Genomic DNA, 19764 nt, shown 5'->3' with positions numbered 1-19764 from the left:
GGAATCAGTTGTCGGGGGCAGGAGCGCACCTCCCCTTAGACGGGTCGGGTGGGCCCCCGAACGGGATCAGGATGTCGCTGCCGGCCGGGCCGTTGAACTTCAGCCGCACCGAGCAGTAGTAGATGTTGAAGAACGAGCCGTACGCGCCGAGGCCGTTGAGCCGCAGGTAGTTCTCCGGCAGCCGCTCGACGACATAGTTGACGTCCTCGCGGCGCTCGTAGAGGTAGCCGGTGAGCGGGCGGACGTTCTCCAGCACGCCCTGCAGCGGCCGGCGGCCCTGCTCCAGCATGGTGGTCAGCCCGGCCTCCGCGGTGGCCAGCGGCTCAATCGCGCCGGCGATCGGGTCGCGGCCCTCGTTCAGCCCGCTGATCAGCTGCTGCAGCTGGTCGACGGTGGCGTCGAACTGGGCGCCCTTGGCGTCGACGGTCTTGAGCACCACGTTGAGGTTGGTGATCACGTCGCCGATCAGCTGGTCCCGGTCGGCCAGGTCCTGGGTGAAGGCCCCGGTGCTGGCCAGCACCGACGACAGCGCGCCGCCCTGGCCCTGCAGCATCTCGATCATCGCGCCGCTGACCGCGTTGACCTTGTCGCCGTCGAGGCCCTTGAGCACCGGGCGCAGGCCGCCGAGCAGGGCGTCGAGATCCAGCGCCGGCTCGGTGTGCTCCAGGTCGATCGCGCCGCCGGCGGGCAGCTTCACCAGATCGCCGGGGCCGGTGCTGATCTCCAGGAAGCGGTCGCCGACCAGGTTCTCGTAGCGGATCGCCGCCCGCGTCGAGGTGTACAGCTGGTAGCGCTTGTCGACGTCGAAGGTGACCGCGACGTTGTTGTCGGAGGCCAGCTTCACCGAGCGGACGGTGCCGACCGGCACCCCGGCCACCCGGACGTCCTCGCCGGACTTGAGCCGGGAGGCGTCGGCGAAGGTCGCGTGGTAGACGTTCGAGGCGCTGAACTTGAACTTGCCGAACACCAGCACCAGGCCGGCGGCCACCAGCACCATCACGACGGTGAAGACCGAGACCTTGATCAGGGTTGAACGCTGCGTCATCAGTATCGATCCCGTTCCGCGAAGGACCCGTTGAACAGGAACTGCAGGGTCGAGGGCGCGTCGAACTGCAGCTCGGTGTTCGGCTGGAACGGCACGTAGGCGTTGTCGGTGACCAGGAACGGCGCGCGCCACCAGGAGCCACCGAACTGCTTGCTGGGGATGTTCGGCAGGCCGCGGCAGTTCGGGCCGCCGCTGGCGTTCACGATGGGCAGGCTCTCCGGGAAGGTGTAGGCCGGCACGCCGGGCAGGAAGCCCGAGGACACGTACAGGCCGGGCCGGATGCCGCCGATGATCGGGGCGAACCGCTCCACCGCGTCGGCGGTGCCCTGCAGCACGCAGCCGATCACCGGGGAGTACTCACCGGTGACCTTGGTCAGCGCCCGGGACCGCTGGATGGCGGAGATGTAGTCCTCGGCGCCCGGCTCCAGGGTCTCGTAGGCGTTGTTGGCCAGGCCGGTGGCCGCCAGCAGCGTCTTGTTGAGGTTGCGCTCCTGGCTGACCACGGTGTCGGTGATCGCCGGGACGTTGTCGAAGATGGTGGACAGCCCGGGCGCGGCGTCCCCGTAGATGTCGGCGACCACGGCCGCCTTGGCCATGTCGGATTCCAGCGCGGGCAGCGTCGGGTTCATCTTGGCCAGGTAGCCGTTGAGCCCGGCCAGCGTGGCACCCAGGTTGTCGCCGTTGCCGCGCAGGCCCTCGGCCAGCGCCGACAGGGTGCCGTTGAGGTGCACCGGGTTGATCTCGGTGAGCAGGTTGTTGAGCGTCTGGAACAGCGTGTTGACCTCGAGCTGCACCGAGGAGACGTCCTTGACCGCGCCGGGCTGCAGACCGCCGATGGCGTTCTGCGGGGGGAGGAACTCCACCGACTTGGCACCGAAGATGGTGTTGCCGGCGATCTTCACGTCGGCGTTGGCCGGAATGTAGCCGAGCATGGCACGGTCGATCTGCAGCTGCAGCCGGGCCTGCTGCCCGTCGTAGCTGATCTTGCGGACCTTGCCGACCTGGATGCCGCGGTACTTCACCTTGGCGTCGTTCTCCATCACCAGGCCGGCCCGCGGGGACACCACGGTGACCGGGTCGGTGGCGGTGAACGCCGCGGTGTAGCCCAGATAGGTGAGCGTCACCCCGGCCAGCAGGATCACGGCCAGGATGGTCCCCGCCAGCCGGACGGCGACGGTGTGGGACATCCCGGTGCCCTTTGCTGCGTGTTCTGACATCGCCGCGCTACCCCGACAGGTTGAAGTTGCCGGACCCGCCGTAGACGGCGAGCGAGATGAACAGGGTGATGACCACGACGACGACCAGCGAGGTTCGCACCGCCTGGCCGACGGCGATGCCGACGCCGACCGGGCCGCCGGTGGCGTTGTAGCCGTAGTAGGTGTGGATCAGCATGACCGCCACGCTCATCACGATGGCCTGCAGGAAGGACCACAACAGGTCGGTGGGGATCAGGAAGGTGTTGAAGTAGTGGTCGTAGAGGCCGGCGGACTGGGCGTTGATGAACACCGTGGTGAACCGGGCGGCGAAGAACGAGGCCAGCACCGACAGCGAGTACAGCGGGATGATCGCGATCATCCCGGCCATCAGCCGGGTGGACACCAGGTAGGACACCGCGTGCACGGCCATCGCCTCGACGGCGTCGATCTCCTCGGCAACCCGCATGGCGCCGAGCTGCGCGGTGGTGCCCGCGCCGATGGTGGCGGCCAGCGCGATGCCGGCGACCACCGGGGCGATGATGCGGACGTTGAGGAAGGCCGACAGGAAGCCGGTCAGCGCCTCGATGCCGATGTTGCCCAGCGAGGCGAAGCCCTGGACGGCGACGACGCCGCCGGAGGCCAGCGTCAGAAACGCCGCGACGCCGACGGTGCCGCCGATGATGGCCAGCGCGCCGGTGCCCATCGTCATCTCGGCGACCAGCCGGATCGTCTCGCGGCGGTACCGGGTGACCGCGTTGGGCACGTACCGGAAGGTTTCGCCGTAGAACAGCGCCTGCTCACCGAAGTTGTCGAAGGCGCGGGGCAGGCCGGTGAACAGCCGGCGGAATTTCAGCGTGGCGTCGAAGGACATCAGTCGAGCACCCTCACTCCGATGGCCGTCATGATCACGTTGATGACGAACAGGCAGATGAAGGCGTACACCACCGTCTCGTTCACCGCGTTGCCGACACCCTTGGGGCCGCCGCCCGCGGTCAGCCCGCGGTAGCAGCCGACCAGCCCGGCGACCACGCCGAACAGCAGGGCCTTGATTTCGGCGAGCACCAGCTCGCCGAGCCCGGTGAGCACGGTCAGGCCGTTGATGAACGAGCCGGGGTTGACCCCCTGCAGGAAGACCGAGAAGACGTACCCGCCGGCCAGGCCGATGGCGCAGACCAGGCCGTTGAGCATCAGCGCGACGAACATCGAGGCCAGCACCCGGGGCACCACCAGCCGGTGGATCGGGTTGATGCCCAGCACCCGCATGGCGTCGATCTCTTCGCGGATGGTCCGCGCCCCGAGGTCCGCGCAGATCGCGGTGGCGCCGGCGCCGGCCACCACCAGCACGGTGACCACCGGGCCGAGCTGGGTGACGGTGCCAAAGGCGGTGCCCGCACCGGAGAGGTCGGCCGCGCCGAGCTCACGCAGCAGGATGTTGAGGGTGAAGGCCACCAGCACGGTGAACGGGATGGCCACCAGCAGGGTGGGGACCAGCGAGACCCGCGCGATCATCCAGGTCTGGTCGAGGAACTCGCGGAACTGGAAGGGCCTGCGGAAGGTTTCCCGGAACGTCTCCAGCGACATGTCCATGAACCCGCCCACGGCGCGGGCCGGGACCGCAAGTTGTGAAAGCAACTCAGCATTCCCTTCCCGGCGCGAACGTCGCCCCGACAGCTATCTCTCCACCGGCTGGCGATATCACCGTGAGCCGGATCATACTAACTGGATTGCAATTTTGAGTCAAAGCGCAAACAATCGACCGGTCAAAAAAGTGTTTTCCCAGGTCAAAGGTAGCGTTTTGGCCTCAAACTAGAACACGTTCAGCAGTCGTGCGGGGACCCGCAGCCCCCCGTCCACGGCTATTCGTCCATCAGCCCCATCGCCGAGAACCCTACCCCAAGCTCCCGCTCAGCAAAGTACGATCCGAGGTTATCGCCGAGTTCGCCGGCGTCCCAGGCCGGGCCGGCGGCGCGGAAGTGCGCGGCGGCCACCGGGGCCGCGACCAGCGTGACGGCCGGTCCGTAGACCACGAACAGCTGGCCGGTGACCTGCTCGGAGACCGGCGAGGCCAGGTAGCGCACCAGTTCCACCACGTGCTCGGGCGACAGCGGGTCGACCTCGCCGGCGGGCGGTTCGTCGCCGAACACGTCGGCGGTCATCGCGGTGCGGGCCCGCGGGGCGATCGCGTTGGCGCGCACCCCGTAGCGGGCCAGGCCGCGGGCGGCCGACAGCGTCAGCGCGGTGATGCCGGCCTTGGCGGCGCCGTAGTTGGCCTGCCCGGGCGGGCCGGCCATCCCGGCCTCCGAGGAGGTGTTGATCAGCCGGCCGTACACCGTGCCGCCGGCCGCCTTGGCGGCGTCGCGCCAGTAGGTGGCGGCGTTGCGGGTCAGCAGGAAGTGGCCGCGCAGGTGCACCGCGAGCACCGCGTCGAAGTCCTCGTCGGACATGTTGAACAGCATCCGGTCCCGGGTGATCCCGGCGTTGTTGACCACCACGGCCAGCCCGCCGAGCCGGTCGGCGGTGGCGACCAACTCGTCGGCGGTGCTGCGGGCACTGATGTCACCGGCGACCGCGACCGCCTTGCCACCGGCCGCGGCAACCGCGTCGATCACGTCGGAATTGGCCAGCGCGGCGGCCATGTCGTTGACCACCACGGTCGCCCCGGAGCGGGCCAGGCCGATCGCCTCGGCGCGGCCCAGCCCGGCGGCGGCACCGGTGACGACCGCCACCCGTCCGGCGAGGTCGGTGGCTGCTGTTTCGGATGTCACTTTATGAATACCTCTAGTCTTTGCGGCTCAGGGCGGCGCGGGGGCAGTCGGCGATGGCCTGTTCGGCCGCCGCCTCCCGGTCCGCGGGGATCTCGTCCACGGTCACTACGGCGAACTCGTCATCGTCGAGTTCGAACAGGTCCGGGGCGATTCCCACGCAAATCGCATTGCCCTCGCAACGGTCACGATCGACTACCACGCGCATCCTGCCACTCCCTCCACCAAACGGGCACCTTGGCCCCCGACTGTAGACCCCAAGACTAGAACGTGTTACAACCGGGGGGAAGAGGATGGGCCGGATCGGTCCAACGGCCACTAGAAGCGAGGACGCACGGATGCGTATCGGCTATACCCCTGAGCAGGAGGACCTGCGCCGCGAGTTGCGCGCGTACTTCGGCAAGCTCATGACCCCCGAGCGCGCCGAGGCGCTGGCGTCCAACGAGGGCGAGATGGGCCGCGGCAACGTCTACCGGGAAACCGTGGCGCAGATGGGCCGGGACGGCTACCTGACGCTGAACTGGCCGACCGAGTACGGCGGCGCGGGCCGGGGCCCGATGGACGCGCTGATCTTCACCGACGAGGCCGCCATCGCCAGCGTGCCGGTGCCGTTCCTGACCATCAACAGCGTCGCGCCGACCCTGATGGCGTTCGGCAGCGAGGAGCAGAAGAAGTTCTTCCTGCCCAAGATCGCCGCCGGTGAACTGCATTTCGCGATCGGCTACTCCGAGCCGGAGGCCGGCACCGACCTGGCCGCGCTGCGCACCAGCGCGGTCCGCGACGGCGACGACTACGTCATCAACGGCCAGAAGATGTGGACCTCGCTGATCGCCTACGCCGACTACGTGTGGCTGGCGGTGCGCACCAACCCCGAGGCCAAGAAGCACCGCGGCATCTCGATGCTGATCGTGCCGACCACCGCCGAGGGGTTCTCCTGGACCCCGGTGCACACCGTGAGCGGGGTGGACACCTCGGCCACCTACTACTCCGACGTGCGGGTGCCGACCTCGGCCCTGGTCGGCGAGGAGAACGCCGGCTGGAAGCTGGTCACCAACCAGCTCAATCACGAGCGGGTGGCGCTGGTTTCCGCGCAGCCGATCTACGTGGCGCTCGACGGCGTCCGGGAGTGGGCGCAGCACACCACCGATGTGCACGGCAAGCCGCTGATCGACTCGCAGTGGGTGCAGCTGAACCTGGCCCGGGTGCACGCCAAGGCCGAGGTGCTCAAGCTGATCAACTGGGAGCTGGCCTCGGCCGACTCCTCGCCGTCGCCGGCGGACGCCTCGGCGGCCAAGGTGTTCGGCACCGAGCTGGCCACCGAGGCCTACCGGCTGCTGATGGAGGTGATGGGACCGGCGGCCACGCTGCGCGCCGGCTCCCCCGGCGCGCTGCTGCGCGGCCGGATCGAGCGGATGCACCGCTCCGCGCTGATCCTGACCTTCGGCGGCGGCACCAACGAGATCCAGCGCGACATCATCGGCATGGTCGCGCTCGGCCTGCCCCGAGCCAACCGCTAGCGCGAGAACGAGGAACCCCCCATGGATTTCACCCAGTCCGAAGCCTCCGTCGACCTCGGCGGCCTGGTCCGCACCATCACCGAGTCGATCTGCACCAACGATCATCAGCGCGCCCTGGACGCCGCGCCACAGCGCTTCGACCGCGCGCTGTGGGCCAAGCTGATCGGCGCCGACGTGCTCAGCGCGGCCGCCCCCGAGTCGATCGGTGGCGGCGGCTACGGCGTCGCCGAGCAGACCGCGATCCTCACCGCACTGGGCCGGCAGCTGGCCGCGGTGCCCTACCTGGAGTCGGTGGTCGCCGCCGCGGGCGCGCTCGCCGAGTTCGGTGACGACGACGCCCGGGCCCGCTGGGCCGCCCCCGCGGTGGCCGGCGAGCAGCTGCTCGCCGTCGCGGCCACCCCCGAGGTGGGCGGCCCGCCGGTGCGCGCCGAGGGCAACGTGCTGACCGGGGCGCTGACCCAGGTGGCCTACGGTTCGGTGGCCGACGCCTTCCTGGTGGTCGCCGAAACCGGTTCCGGCCCCGCGGTCTTCGTCATCGAGGCCGGCGCGGCCGGGCTGACCAGGACCGACCTGGACACCACCGGGCGCGGCCCGGTGGCGGCCCTGACGCTGGCTTCGGTGACCGCCGCGGCCCGGCTCGGCGACGGCGCGTCGGCCTGGCTGCGTGACCGGCTGGCCCTGGGCTACAGCGCATTTCAGCTCGGCGTGCTGGAGCGCGCGCTGGAGCTGACCGCACTGTATGCCCGCGAGCGCGAGCAGTTCGACCGGCCGATCGGCAGCTTCCAGGCCGTCGCGCAGCGGCTGGCCGACGGCTACATCGACGTCAAGGGCCTGCGGCTGACGCTGACCCAGGCCGCGTTCAGCGGCGCGGCCACCGACATCGCCTCGGCGGCGTTCTGGGCGGCCGAGGCCGGGCACCGGGTGGCGCACACCGCGGTGCACGTGCACGGCGGCGTCGGCATCGACATGGATCATCCGGTGCACCGGTACTTCCTGGCCGCCAAGCAGATCGAGTTCAACCTGGGCGGCGCCACCGGCCAGCTGCTCGGGCTCGGCGCTCTGCTGGCCGACGCCCCGGTGTGACCGCGACGGTCACCGGCCTGCTGGCGGCGCTGGCCGACGTCGAGGACCGCGGCATCTACGATGCCGAGGCCCCCGACGGCGCGTTTGTCAGCTGGCGCAACCACATTCGGGATGCCGCGGCGCTGGCCGCGGCGCTGCGGGCCCGGCTGGATCCGGCCCGGCCACCGCATGTCGGGGTGCTGCTGGGCAACACCGAGTTCTTCTCCCGGATGCTGGTGGCCGCCGCGCTCGGCTCGCTGGTGACCGTCGGGCTCAACCCGACCCGGCGCGGGGCGGCGCTGGCCCGCGACGTCGCGCACGCCGACTGCCAGCTGGTGCTCGGCGATCGCACCGGCGCCGGGCTGCTGCCCGGCGTGCTCGACGTCGAGTCGCCCGAGTTCGCCGCCGAGCTGGCCGAATTCGCCGGTGCCCCGGTGCTGTTCCCAGGCCCCGACCCCGACGAGCTGTTCATGCTGCTGTTCACCTCCGGCACCAGCGGGGATCCCAAGGCGGTGCGCTGCACACACGCCAAGGTCGCCGGGCCGGGCGTGATGCTGTCGCAGCGGTTCGGGCTGTGCCCGGCCGACACCTGCTACCTGGCGATGCCGCTGTTCCACTCCAACGCGATCATGGCCGGCTGGTCGGTGGCGGTGGCCGCCGGTGCGTCGATCGCGTTGCGGCGCAGGTTCTCCGCGTCCCGGTTCATCCCGGACACCCGGCGGTTCGGCGCCGGCTACGCCAACTACGTCGGCAAGCCGCTGTCCTACATCCTGGCCGCCCCGCCGGCCCCCGACGACGCGGACAACCCGCTGCGGGTGCTGTACGGCAACGAGGGCGCGGCGGCCGACCTCACCGAGTTCGCCCGCCGGTTCGACGTGAACGTGGTCGACGGCTTCGGTTCCACCGAGGGCGGGGTGGCGATCGCCCGCACCCCGGACACCCCGGCCGGCGCGCTCGGCCCGCTGCCCGACGGCATCGACATCCTGGACCCCGACACCGGCGCCCGGTGCGCACCCGGGGTGGTCGGCGAGCTGGTGAACACCGCGGGCGCCGGGCAGTTCCGCGGCTACTACAACGATCCCGACGCCGACGCCGACCGGATGCGCGACGGCCACTATCACTCCGGCGACCTGGCCTACCGGGACGCCGCGGGCTTCGCGCACTTCGCCGGCCGGCTCGGCGACTGGATGCGGGTGGACGGCGAGAACCTGGGCACCGCCCCGATCGAGCGGGTGCTGGCCCGGTATCCGGCGGTGCTCGACGCCGCGGTGTACGCGGTCGCCGACCCGGTGGTCGGTGACCGGGTGATGGCCGCGCTGGTGCTCGACGATCCGGCGGCCTTCGACGTGGCCGCCTTCACCGAATTCCTCGAAGCGCAAACCGATCTCGGGCCGATCCAGTGGCCGTCGTATGTCCGGGTGGCCGCCGAGCTGCCGCGCACCGAGACCTTCAAGGTGATCAAGCGTCAGCTGTCCGCCGAGGGCATCGACTGCGCCGACCCGGTTTTCACCATCACCGCTCGCTGACAACAGGGGACGCCAAATGGCCCAGTGGGATACCGAGACCGACGTGCTGGTGGCCGGGTCCGGCGCGGGCGGGGCGACCGGCGCGTACACCGCCGCCCGGGAGGGCCTGGAGGTGCTGCTGGTGGAGGCCACCGACCGGTTCGGCGGCACCACCGCGTACTCGGCCGGCGGCGGCATGTGGTTCCCGGCCAACCCGGTGCTGACCCGGGCCGGCACCGACGACACCGTCGAGGACGCCCTGGAGTACTACCGCGCGGTGGTCGGCGATCGCACCCCGGCGCCGCTGCAGGAGGCGTTCGTCCGCGGCGGCGCCCCGCTGATCGAATACCTGGAGCGCGACGAGGGCCTGCGGTTTCGCCCGCTGCCCTGGCCGGACTACTTCGGCACGGCGCCCAAGGCCCGCGCCGACGGGATGCGGCACATCTGCGCCAAGCCACTGCGGGTGTCGGCCGCCCCGGAACTGCGCGAGCTGGTCCGCGGCCCGCTGGACGTCGACCGGCGCGGCGCCGCGGTGCCCGAGGACTACTTCGTCGGCGGCCGGGCGCTGATCGCCCGGCTGCTGGCCGCCACCCCGGTCGGCCCGCGCGCCCAGCGGCGCCTCGGCACCGCGCTGGTCGAGTTGGTGCTGGAGGGCGGCCGGGTGTGCGGCGCGGTGCTGGAGTGCGACGGCGTCCGGACCCGGGTCCGGACCCGGCGCGGGGTGCTGCTGGCCGCCGGCGGGTTCGAGCACAACGACGAGCTGCGGGCCCGCTACCGGGTGCCGGGGTCCTCCCGAGACACCATGGGGCCGAGCGGGAATCGGGGCCTGGCGCACCTGGCCGGGATTGCCGCCGGCGCCGACACCGACCTGATGGACCAGGCCTGGTGGTCGCCGGGACTGACCCACCCGGACGGCCGGTCGGCGTTCGCGCTGTGGTTCACCGGCGGCATCTTCGTCGACGCCGACGGGCGCCGGTTCGTCAACGAATCGGCGGCCTACGACCGGCTGGGCCGGGAGATCCTCACCGCGCAGGCCGCCGGCCGGGTCGGCCAGCGGTACTGGATGATCTACGACGACGCCGACGGCGGCATCCCGCCGGTCAAGGCCACCAACGTGTCGATGGCCGCGGCCCAGGAGTACCGGGCGGCCGGGCTGTGGCGCAGCGCCGAAACCCTGGCCGGCCTGGCCGCCGAGATCGGGGTGCCCGCGGCGAACCTGCGCGAAACCGTCGCCCGGTTCAATGATTTCGCCGCCCGCGGCGTCGACGAGGACTTCGGCCGCGGCGAGGAACCCTACGACCGGGCGTTCTCCGGCGGCCGGCCGCCGCTGTACCCGATCCGGCGGGCCCCGTTCCACGCGGCGGCGTTCGGGGTGTCGGACCTGGGCACCAAGGGCGGGTTGCGCACCGACGCGCACGGCCGGGTGCTGGACACCACCGGCGCGGTGATCCCCGGGCTGTACGCGGCGGGCAACACCATGGCCGCCCCCAGCGGCACCGTCTACCCCGGCGGCGGCAACCCGATCGGCACCTCGATGGTGTTCGCGCACCGCGCGGTCTGCCACCTACGCGACGCCGGCCCCGGTCACCAAGCGCCGTAAGGGGTTTCGTCGGCCGCCCGCATGCCGCCGACGTAGCCGTCCCGCTCGTGCGCGACGCCGTCGTCGGGGACCGCGAGCCGGCCGCGGATCTCCGCGACGCCGGCGTGGTTCTTGCGGTTGAGCCAGGCGGTCAGCCCGTCCAGCAGCACCGCGGCGTAGTCCGGACCGTTGCGCAGCAGCGCGGAGGCCACCTCCACCACATCGGCGCCGGCCAGCAGGTACTTGATCACCTCGTCGCCGCCGCGGACCCCGGTGCTGGCGGCCAGCGCCAGCCGGGTTCGACCGTGCAGCAACGCAATCCAGGTCATCGGCAGCCGCATCTCGGCGGCCGAGGACAGCGTCGGCCCGAGCAGCCGGGTCATGTCCTCGATGTCGATGTCGGGCTGCAGGAACCGGTTGAACAGCACCAGCCCGTCGGCGCCCGCGTCGGCCAGCCGCCGGGCCATCTGGCCCATCGAGCTGAAGTACGGGCCGAGCTTCACCGACACCGGGATGTCCACCGCCGCCCGGATCGCCGCGACGATGTCGAGGTAGCGGTCCTCGACGTCGCGGCCGTCCACGTCGATGTCGGCGGGCAGGTAGTAGATGTTGCATTCCAGCGCGGCCGCCCCGGCGTCGGCCAGGGTGCGGGCATAGTCGGTCCAGGATCCGACCGTGGCGCAGTTCAGGCTGGCGATCACCGGGACGTCGACGGTGGACACCGAGCGTTCCAGCAGCCGCCGGTAGCGCCGGGCGGCGTCGTCGTCGCCGTCGCGCAGCTGCTCCTCGAACAGCGACATCAGCACCACCGCGGCCACCCCGGCGTCGGCCAGCCGGCGCACCCCGTCGGCGGTGCGGCTCAGCGGCGAGGCGCCTGCCACCAACGGATTACGCAGCCGCAGCCCCAGATATTCGGTCGCCAGATCCATCCGCACTCCTCCCGTGGCACCCACGGTAGCCCAGCCGGGTCAGCTCGCGAAGAGAGACGGCAGCACCGCGTCGATCAGGTGCGGGCCGGGTTCGGCGAACGCCGCGCGCAGCGCTTCGGCCAGCGACTCGGCGGTCTCGACGCGCCGGGCCGGAACCCCCATGCCCCCGGCGATCCGGACGAAATCCAGGCCGGGGGAGGTCAGGTCGAGCAGTTCGGCGGCCTTCGGGCCGAACGCGGCGTCGGCGGCGCCGACCCGGGCCAGCTCGATGCGCAGGATGTCGTAGGCACCGTTGTTGAGGATGACGGTGGTGACGTTGAGCCGCTCGCGGGCCTGGGTCCACAGCGCGGAGATGGTGTACATCGCCGAGCCGTCGGCCTGCACGGCCAGCACCGGCCGGTCCGGGGCGGCGATCGCGGCGCCGACGGCGGCGGGCAGCCCGTAGCCGATGGCGCCGCCGGTCAGGGTCAGCACGTCGTGGGCCGGTGCCCCGGCGGTGGCGGCGGCCAGCGTCACCCCGGCGGTGTTGGCCTCGTCGACGACGATGGCCTCGGCGGGCAGCAGCGCACCGAGCACCGCCGCGGCCGACAGCGCGGTCAGCGGGCCGCCGGGCAGTTCGGGGCGGCCGGCCGGTGCGACCGGGCCGACGATCCCGGGGGCGACCTCGGCGGCCAGCGCGGCCAGCGCGGCGGCGGCGCCGCGGTGGCCGGCCAGGGTGTGCACGGCGGTGCCCTCGGGCACCAGGTCGCTCGGTTTGCCCGGGTAGGCGAAGAACGACACCGGTGACACCGCGCCGGCCAGGATCAGCTGCTCGGCCCCGGCCAGCTGCGCGGTCGCGGCCTCGGCGAAGTAGCCCAGCCGCTCCGGCGCGGGCACCCCGGCGCCGCGGCGCAGCCGGGCCGGGAAGGTTTCCACCAGCAGGCGCGCGCCGGTGCCCGCGGCGATCGCCGCGGCCGCGGCCAGCCCGTCCTCGCCGGTGGCGTCCCCGCCGATCAGCAGCACGGTGGGCGCCCCGGAGGTCAGGATCTCCGCGGCGCGGCGCAGCGCCCCGTGGTCCACGCCGGGCTCGGTGGCCGGCGCGGCGGTCACCGGCGGCGCGCCGCCGTCGGACCAGGACACGTCGGCGGGCAGGATCAGGGTGGCCACCGCCCCGGCGCGGGCGGCGCCGATCGCCGCGGCGGTGTCGGCGGCCAGCGCCGCGGTGTCGGCGCCGCGGATCACGGTGCCCGACACGGTCCGCGCGACGGCGTCGATGTCCGATTCCAGCGGCGCGTCGTAGCGCTTGTGGCCGGTCGCGTGGTCGCCGACGACGACCACCATCGGGGTGTGTGCGCGCCGGGCGTTGTGCAGGTTGGCCAGCCCGTTGCCCAGGCCGGGGCCCAGGTGCAGCAGCACCCCGGCGGGTTTGCCCGCCATTCGGGCGTAGCCGTCGGCGGCGCCGGTGGCCACCCCCTCGAACAGCGCCAGCACCCCGCGCATGGCCGGCACCCGGTCCAGCGCGGCGACGAAATGCATCTCGGAGGTGCCGGGGTTGGCGAAACAAACCTCGACGTCGTTGGCCACCAGGGTGTCGAGCAGGGACTGCGCGCCGTTCATGGCTCCATCTAAGCGCCCGGCCCGGCTAAGCGCCCGGGCCGGGTTACCGGTCGCGGATGTCGTCCAACCGCCGGGTGGCCTGCTCGAATCCGGCCACCAGCTCGGCCATGATCTCGGCGACCGGGCGGATTTCGTTCATCCGGCCGACGATCTGGCCGACCGGCATCGCCACCGCGGTCGGGTCGGTGCCCTCGCTCATCCGCTGGTGGGCCTCGCTGACCAGGATGTTCTGCAGCGGCATCGGCAGCGGCTCGGGCGCGTTGTCGGCGTCCCAGGCGTCGGTCCAGCGGCTCTTGAGCAGCCGGGCCGGCTTTCCGGTGTAGATCCGCCTGCGCACGGTGTCCGCGGAGGTGGCGGCCAGCATGGCCTCCTGGACCACGGTGGTGCCGGCGGCGGTGCGCACCCCGAGGTCGTATTCGGCGGCGGTCAGGAACGCCGAGCCCATCCAGACGCCCTGCGCGCCGAGCGCCAGCCCGGCGGCGACCTGGCGGCCGGTGCCGATCCCGCCCGCGGCCAGCACCGGGGTGTCCCCGACCGCGTCGACGATCTCCGGCCACAGCACCATCGAGCCGATCTCGCCGGTGTGCCCGCCGGCCTCGTGGCCCTGGGCGACGATGATGTCCACGCCGTTGCGCACATGCGCCAGCGCGTGTTTGGCGCTGCCGGCCAGCGCGGCGACCGGGACCCCGGCGGCGTGCACCTGCTCGATCACGTCGATCGGCGGGGAGCCCAGCGCGTTGGCGATCAGCTTGATCGGGTGCCGCAGCGCGACCTCGACGTGGCTGCGGGCCACCGAGTGCAGCCAGCCCAGCACGCCGTCGTTGCGGTCCTCGTCGGCCGGCAGCGGCGGCACCCCGAGGTCGGCCAGGGTCTTGGCGACGAAGTCGCGATGGCCGGCCGGGATCAGCTTGTCGATGTCGACGGCGCTGCCCTCGGTGGGGATCTTGGCCGGCATGACCACGTCGACGCCGTAGGGCCGCCCGTCGGTGTTGGCGTCCATCCAGTCCAGCACCGCGTCCAGGTCGGCGGCGTCGTTGAACCGGACGCAGCCCAGCACGCCGAGGCCACCGGCCCGGCTGACCGCGGCGGCCACCTTCTCCGACGGGGTGAACACGAAGATCGGGTAGTCGATCCCGAACCGGTCGCACAGCGCGGTACGCATCAGCGGCTCGCCTTCGTCTCGTCGGCCGGGCGGGCCTCGGTCTGGTCCTTGGCCCAGCGGTAGTCCGGCTTGCCCGCCGGGGACCGCTTCACCTCGTCGACGACCCACAGGCTGCGCGGCACCTTGTAGCCGGCGATCTCCGAGCGGACGAACCCGTCCAGCTCGGCCAGGGTGGGCGCCGCGCCGGGACGCGGGGCCACCACCGCGGCCACGTGCTGGCCGTAGCGCTCATCGGGCACCCCGACGACCAGGGCGTCGAACACGTCCGGGTGGCCCTTGAGCGCGGCCTCGACCTCCTCGGGGTAGATCTTCTCCCCGCCGGAGTTGATCGACACCGAGCCGCGGCCCAGCATGGTGACGCTGCCGTCGGCGGCCACCTCGGCGTAGTCGCCGGGGATGGCGTAGCGCACGCCGTTGATGGTGCGGAAGGTTTCGGCGGTCTTGACCTCGTCCTTGTAGTAGCCGACCGGGATGTGCCCGCGCTTGGCGATGATGCCGCGGACCCCGGAGCCGGGCACCACCTCGTTGCCGTCCTCGTCGAGCACCACGGTGTTGCGGTCGATGGTGACCCGCGGGCCGCCGGCCGCCGAGGCGCCCTTGGCCACGATGCTGGTGCCGCCGAAGCCGGTCTCCGAGGAGCCGATGGAGTCGGTGATGACCCGATTCGGCAGCAGCTCAAGGAACTTCTCCTTGATGCTGGCGGAGAACAGCGCGGCGGTGCTGGCCAGCAGGAACAGCGAGGACAGGTCGGGCTCGGCGCCGCGGTCGTGGGCGGCCAGCAGCGCATCGAGCAGCGGCCGGCCCATCGCGTCGCCGGTGAAGAACAGCAGGTTGACCTTGCGGTCGGCGATCGTCTGCCAGACCGCCTCGGGGTCGAATTCCGGGGTCAGCACGGTGGTCTGGCCGGCGAACAGCGCCATCCAGGTGGCCGACTGGGTGGCGCCGTGGATCATCGGCGGGATCGGGTAACGCACCATCGGCGGGTTGGCCACGGCCTGCCGGGACAGGTCGTACTCGTCGGCCAGCGGCTCGCCGGTGGCGAAGTCGGTGCCGCCGAACAGCACCCGGTAGATGTCCTCGTGGCGCCACATCACGCCCTTGGGGAAGCCGGTGGTGCCGCCGGTGTAGAGCAGGTAGATGTCGTCGGCGCTGCGCGGGCCGAAGTCGCGGTCCGGGGCGCCCTGGGCCAGCGCGGCCTCGAACTCGACGCCGCCGTAGCCCGAGTAGTCGGCGTCCGAGCCGTCCTCGACGACCAGCACGGTGCGCAGCTTCGGCAGCTCGCCGATCACGTTGGCGACCCGGTCGGAGTACTGGCGTTCGTGCACCAGCGCCACCATGTCGGAGTTGTCGAACAGGTAGCGCAGTTCGCCCTCGACGTAGCGGAAGTTGACGTTGACCAGGATCGCGCCGGCCTTGATGGTGCCGAGCATCGCGACCACGATCTCGGTGCGGTTGCGGCAGTACAGGCCGACCTTGTCGTCCTTTTTGACGCCCGCGTCGATCAGGTAGTGCGCGAACCGGTTGGCGCGCTCCTCCAGCTGGGCGAAGGTGAGTTCCTCCGCCCCGCAGATCAGCGCAATCCGATCCGGCACGGCATCGATGGCATGTTCGGCGAGGTCGGCGATGTTCAGGGCCATGGCACCTAAATTAGAACGTGTTACATTTTGAGACAAGTCTCAGGCATTCCAGCAGGAAGGCGCGCGCCCGTGAGCGACTCCGATTCCCAGCCCCACGCCCTGGTTGAACAGCGCGGACACACCCTCATCGTGACGATGAACCGGCCCGAGCGGCGCAACGCGCTCACCGGTGAGATGCTCTCGATCATGGTCGACGCCTGGGACCGGGTGGACCAGGATCCGGAGATCCGGTCCTGCATTCTGACCGGCGCCGGCGGCGCGTTCTGCGCGGGGATGGACCTCAAGAGCGCCGACAAGCAGGCCCCCGGCGACACCTTCAAGGCCGGCTACGACCCGACCCGGATCGACGGCCTGCTCAAGGGCCGCCGGCTGACCAAGCCGCTGATCGCCGCCGTGGAGGGCGCGGCCATCGCCGGCGGCACCGAGATCCTGCAGGGCACCGACATCCGGGTGGCCGGGGTGAGCGCGAAATTCGGTATCTCCGAGGCGAAGTGGAGCCTGTACCCGATGGGCGGCTCGGCGGTGCGGCTGGTCCGGCAGATCCCGTACACCATCGCCTGCGATCTGCTGCTGACCGGTCGGCACATCACCGCCGAGGAGGCCGCCCGGTTCGGCCTGATCGGCCACGTGGTGCCCGACGGGACCGCGCTGGAGCGCGCATGCGAGATCGCCGAGGTGATCAACGCCAACGGCCCGCTGGCGGTGCAGGCGATCCTCAAGACGATCCGGGAGACCGAGGGCATGCACGAGAACGACGCCTTCAAGCCGGACACCGCCAACGGCATCCCGGTGTTTCTGTCCGCCGACTCCAAGGAGGGCCCGAAGGCCTTCCTGGAGAAGCGCGCGCCGAACTTCCAGGGGCGCTGAGATGCGCATCGCGGTCACCGGCGGCACCGGCTACGTCGGCGCGCACACCGTGCGCGCGTTGCTGTCGGCCGGGCACAGCGTCCGGCTGCTGGTGGCGCCGGGCTGCGCCGACGAACCGGTGATCGGCAAGCTCGCCGAACTCGGCGAGCTGGACACCCTCGACGGTGACATCCGGGCCGCCGACACCGTCACCGCGCTGCTCGACGGCGCCGACGCGGTGCTGCACGCGGCCGGGGTGGTCGGCACCGACGCCCGGCGCGAGCAGTTGATGTGGGAGGTCAACGCGCACGCCGCCGAGGCCATCCTGACCCGCGCGGCGACCGCCGGACTGGACCCGATCATCGCGGTCAGCAGCTACAGCGCGATGTTCCCGCCGCCGGACGGGGTGATCGGCCCGGACTCGCCCACCGTGGACGGCCGCAGCCCGTACGCCCGCACCAAGGCCTACGCCGACCGGGTGGCGCGGCGACTGCAGGACGACGGCGCACCGGTGGTGATCACCTACCCGTCCAGCGTGGTCGGGCCGGCGTTTCACACCGCGCCCGGGGTGACCGAGCAGGGCTGGGGGCTGATCGCCCGGCATCGGGTGGCCCCCAGCGTGCGCGGCGGGATGGCGATGATCGACGTCCGCGACGTCGCCGAGGTGCACGCCCGGGCGATGACGCCCGGCCGCGGCCCGCACCGCTACGTCTGCGGCGGCCCGCTGGTCACCTTCGACGAGATGGTCGACGCGGTGCAGACCGGGATCGGCGCGCCGGTCCGCCGGCTGCCGATCAACCCGGCGCTGTTCCGCGGCGCCGGCCGGCTCGCCGACCTGGCCGGCCGCTTCCTGCCGCTGAGCGCGGAGTTCAGCTACGAGGCGGCCTGGCTGCTCACCTCGGCCACCCCGACCGACGACTCCCGCACGCTGGCCGACCTGGACCTGACCTGGCGCTCCCCCACCGCGGCCATCATCGACTGCTTCGAGCGGGCCTAGCCCGACCGGCGGCTCAGCCGAGCACCCGCGGGCCGGGGCTGAACAGCACCGGCATCGCCTCCAGGCCGGAGACGAAGTTGGCCGCGCGCAGCGCCGGGCGGGCCGAGGCGTCGGCCAGCCGCAGATCCGGCATCCGGGCGATCACCCGCGACAGCATCAGCTTGAGCTCCAGCCGGGCCAGTTGGTTGCCCATGCAGAAGTGCGTGCCGAAGCCGAAGGCCAGGTGACTGTTGGGATCGCGGTCGATGCGGAAGTTCTCCGGATCGCCGAACACCGACTCGTCGAAGTTGGCCGACTCGAACATCAGCATGATCTTCTCGCCGGCCTTGAGCTCGGTGCCGTGGAACTCGATGTCCTGGGTCAGGGTGCGGCACATGTTCTTCACCGGGGAGGTCCAGCGCAGCATCTCCTCGATCGCGCCGGGCAGCAGCTCGGGGTCGGCGACCACCGCGTCCCACTGGTCGCGGTGCCGCAGCAGCGCCTCGGTGCCGCCGGACAGCGTGTGCCGGGTGGTCTCGTCGCCGCCGATCAGGATCAGCAGGGTCTCCATCACGATCTCGTCGTCGGTCATCCGCTGGCCCTCGACCTCGGCGTTGACCAGCACCGAGAACAGGTCGTCGGACGGGTTGGCGCGGCGGTCGGCGATCACCTTCATGGTGAACTCGGTGTAGGCGGCGAACGTCGCCATCAGGGCTCCGATCGCCGACTCGTCCAGGTGCGAGCTGAGCCCGCAGACCAGCTCGTCGGACCAGGTCAGCAGCATGTCGCGCTCCTCGGGGAGCACCCCGAGCATGTCGCCGATGACGGCCATCGGCAGCGGGGCGGCGATCTGCCGGACGTAGTCGCACGCCCCGTCGGTGATCACCGCGTCGATCAGGGTGTCGCACAGCCGCTCGATCGAGGGCACCTTGTCCATCACCCGCTTGCGGGTGAAGCCGGTGTTGACCAGCTTGCGGCGCAGCAGGTGCGCCGGGTCGTCCATGTCGATCATGTACGGGAAGGCCGGGTGCTCGGGCCGGATGCCACCGGCCGAGGAGAACACCTCCGGGTTGCGCTCGGCGTCGATGACCGCCTGGTAGGTGGTGGCCGCGGCCAGGCCGTTGCGGTCCCGGAACACCGGGGCGTTGGCCCGCATCCAGGCGTAGGCCTCGCGGGCCCCGCCGTCGGCGTAGAAGGTGCCGTCGGTGAGGTCGATGTCAAGCACGTTGGCGGTCATGGTCATCCAATCTCTCGGGCGTCACCGAAGGTCATGTCGACGTTGTCGGCGGTCTGGCACACAAAGGCGCGCTTGGGCAGGCCGAGGGCGCGCAGTTCGTCGGAGTACGGGTGGTCCCCGAGGCGCAGTCGCACCCCGCCGGGCCGGACCCGCACCGCGCTCGGGCGGGAGTGCCCCAGCGTCTCGCGGGTGATCCCGTCGGTGTGCGAATAGGTCCGGTACACCTGCTCGCGCTCGCCGAGCACGGCGGGCAGCGGCTGCCCGGCGGCGAACTCCATGTCGACGATGAGCCGGCCGTCGTGCCGGACGTCGAAGGCCAGCCGGCGGCCGCGCTCGCGCACGTCGAAGTCGGCCAGCACCTTCGGGTAGCCCCAGATGCTGCGGCCGGCCTCGCAGGTGAAGGCCTGGTCGACGGGCAGGTGGTGGATGAACGCCCCGGTCGGTCCCTCCGGCGATTTCACCAGCACGTTGGTGCCGTACTCGTAGTAGCGGCCCAGATCGGAATCCAGGTACTGCATCAGCATCAGCACCACCACCGCCCGGCCGGGCAGCGCCCGGGCGACCCGCAGCCCGCTGTAGTCGATCATCGCCTGCGCGGCCGCGGCGTCGACGGCGAACATCGCCGTCCACTGCCGGGCCCGGCGGACCCGCACCGGCATGGTCAGCTCGGTGCCCGCGATGGTGTGCCTGGACGGCGCCGGTGTGTCCTCCATCA

At 71.7% G+C, this 19764-nt stretch carries 18 protein-coding genes; 6 read left to right on the top strand and 12 right to left on the bottom strand.

All coding sequences use genetic code 11. From position 1 onward, the window contains the following. Positions 1-4: 4 nt before the first annotated feature. The 6 genes from G6N10_RS16845 to G6N10_RS16820 all read right to left on the bottom strand — a co-directional run bounded on the left by G6N10_RS16845 (position 5) and on the right by G6N10_RS16820 (position 5211). Positions 5-1045: an MCE family protein gene (locus G6N10_RS16845; RefSeq protein WP_085101118.1), complete on the bottom strand. Its 1041-nt coding sequence runs from the start codon at positions 1043-1045 to the stop codon at positions 5-7. Beyond that, entirely contained in the window at positions 1045-2232 is a 1188-nt protein-coding gene (locus tag G6N10_RS16840) for an MCE family protein (RefSeq protein WP_234810710.1), read from the bottom strand. The genes G6N10_RS16845 and G6N10_RS16840 overlap by 1 nt, the downstream gene beginning before the upstream one ends. Positions 2233-2269: 37 nt before the next feature. Next, on the bottom strand, positions 2270-3112 hold the full coding sequence (locus G6N10_RS16835; RefSeq protein ID WP_085101112.1) for an MlaE family ABC transporter permease: 843 nt from the start codon (positions 3110-3112) through the stop codon (positions 2270-2272). Continuing rightward, on the bottom strand, positions 3112-3873 hold the full coding sequence (locus G6N10_RS16830) for an MlaE family ABC transporter permease (RefSeq protein WP_085101109.1): 762 nt from the start codon (positions 3871-3873) through the stop codon (positions 3112-3114). Before G6N10_RS16830 ends, G6N10_RS16835 begins: the two co-directional genes overlap by 1 nt. 224 nt (positions 3874-4097) lie before the next feature. Beyond that, complete coding sequence (locus G6N10_RS16825) at positions 4098-5006, bottom strand: 3-oxoacyl-ACP reductase (protein ID WP_085101106.1); 909 nt, start codon at positions 5004-5006, stop codon at positions 4098-4100. Between the two features lie 13 nt (positions 5007-5019). Beyond that, positions 5020-5211 (bottom strand): ferredoxin, encoded by a 192-nt coding sequence (locus G6N10_RS16820; RefSeq protein WP_085101103.1) that lies wholly within the window; start codon positions 5209-5211, stop codon positions 5020-5022. A 130-nt stretch (positions 5212-5341) separates the two neighbouring features. Between G6N10_RS16820 and G6N10_RS16815 the strand changes: the two genes are divergently transcribed. From G6N10_RS16815 to G6N10_RS16800, 4 genes are read left to right on the top strand one after another with little or no spacing between them, the layout of a single operon-like run. Next, positions 5342-6520 carry an acyl-CoA dehydrogenase family protein gene (locus G6N10_RS16815; protein ID WP_085101100.1) on the top strand — a complete coding sequence of 393 codons (1179 nt, stop codon included), beginning with the start codon at positions 5342-5344 and terminating at the stop codon, positions 6518-6520. 21 nt (positions 6521-6541) lie between these two features. Then, entirely contained in the window at positions 6542-7603 is a 1062-nt protein-coding gene (locus tag G6N10_RS16810) for an acyl-CoA dehydrogenase family protein (RefSeq protein ID WP_085101096.1), read from the top strand. Further along, a complete protein-coding gene (fadD17, locus tag G6N10_RS16805) occupies positions 7600-9108 on the top strand; it encodes a long-chain-fatty-acid--CoA ligase FadD17 (RefSeq protein WP_085101093.1) in 1509 nt (502 codons plus the stop codon). Before G6N10_RS16810 ends, fadD17 begins: the two co-directional genes overlap by 4 nt. Positions 9109-9124: 16 nt before the next feature. After that, positions 9125-10687: an FAD-binding protein gene (locus G6N10_RS16800; protein ID WP_085101090.1), complete on the top strand. Its 1563-nt coding sequence runs from the start codon at positions 9125-9127 to the stop codon at positions 10685-10687. Here G6N10_RS16800 and G6N10_RS16795 read toward each other — a convergent pair. The 4 genes from G6N10_RS16795 to G6N10_RS16780 are packed head-to-tail and all read right to left on the bottom strand — an operon-like array spanning position 10672 to position 15990. Beyond that, a complete protein-coding gene (locus G6N10_RS16795; RefSeq protein ID WP_085101087.1) occupies positions 10672-11595 on the bottom strand; it encodes a dihydroorotate dehydrogenase-like protein in 924 nt (307 codons plus the stop codon). The genes G6N10_RS16800 and G6N10_RS16795 overlap by 16 nt on opposite strands. Positions 11596-11634: 39 nt before the next feature. After that, complete coding sequence (locus G6N10_RS16790; RefSeq protein WP_085101084.1) at positions 11635-13191, bottom strand: acetolactate synthase large subunit; 1557 nt, start codon at positions 13189-13191, stop codon at positions 11635-11637. A gap of 43 nt (positions 13192-13234) precedes the next feature. Then, positions 13235-14353: an NAD(P)H-dependent flavin oxidoreductase gene (locus tag G6N10_RS16785; RefSeq protein ID WP_085101082.1), complete on the bottom strand. Its 1119-nt coding sequence runs from the start codon at positions 14351-14353 to the stop codon at positions 13235-13237. After that, a complete protein-coding gene (locus G6N10_RS16780; protein WP_085101079.1) occupies positions 14353-15990 on the bottom strand; it encodes a medium/long-chain-fatty-acid--CoA/3-oxocholest-4-en-26-oate--CoA ligase in 1638 nt (545 codons plus the stop codon). Before G6N10_RS16780 ends, G6N10_RS16785 begins: the two co-directional genes overlap by 1 nt. Before the next feature lie 69 nt (positions 15991-16059). Between G6N10_RS16780 and G6N10_RS16775 the strand changes: the two genes are divergently transcribed. Together G6N10_RS16775 and G6N10_RS16770 are read left to right on the top strand one after the other, a co-directional pair. Continuing rightward, on the top strand, positions 16060-16857 hold the full coding sequence (locus G6N10_RS16775) for a crotonase/enoyl-CoA hydratase family protein (RefSeq protein ID WP_085101076.1): 798 nt from the start codon (positions 16060-16062) through the stop codon (positions 16855-16857). Between the two features lies 1 nt (position 16858). Next, positions 16859-17833, top strand: a complete 975-nt coding sequence (locus G6N10_RS16770; RefSeq protein ID WP_085101073.1) for an NAD-dependent epimerase/dehydratase family protein — start codon at positions 16859-16861, stop codon at positions 17831-17833. Positions 17834-17846: 13 nt separating this feature from the next. Here G6N10_RS16770 and G6N10_RS16765 read toward each other — a convergent pair whose 3' ends face one another. Then, positions 17847-19055 (bottom strand): cytochrome P450, encoded by a 1209-nt coding sequence (locus G6N10_RS16765; RefSeq protein WP_085101070.1) that lies wholly within the window; start codon positions 19053-19055, stop codon positions 17847-17849. Further along, the gene (locus G6N10_RS16760) at positions 19052-19762 is read right to left on the bottom strand and encodes an acetoacetate decarboxylase family protein (protein WP_085101067.1); all 711 of its coding nucleotides are present in this window, start codon (positions 19760-19762) and stop codon (positions 19052-19054) included. The genes G6N10_RS16765 and G6N10_RS16760 overlap by 4 nt, the downstream gene beginning before the upstream one ends. Positions 19763-19764 lie beyond the last annotated feature (2 nt).

The sequence above is a fragment of the Mycolicibacterium fallax genome (assembly GCF_010726955.1).
Classification (GTDB): domain Bacteria; phylum Actinomycetota; class Actinomycetes; order Mycobacteriales; family Mycobacteriaceae; genus Mycobacterium; species Mycobacterium fallax.
The sequence above is the reverse complement of the archived record's forward strand: the minus strand, read 5'-3'. Positions and strand labels throughout refer to the sequence as shown.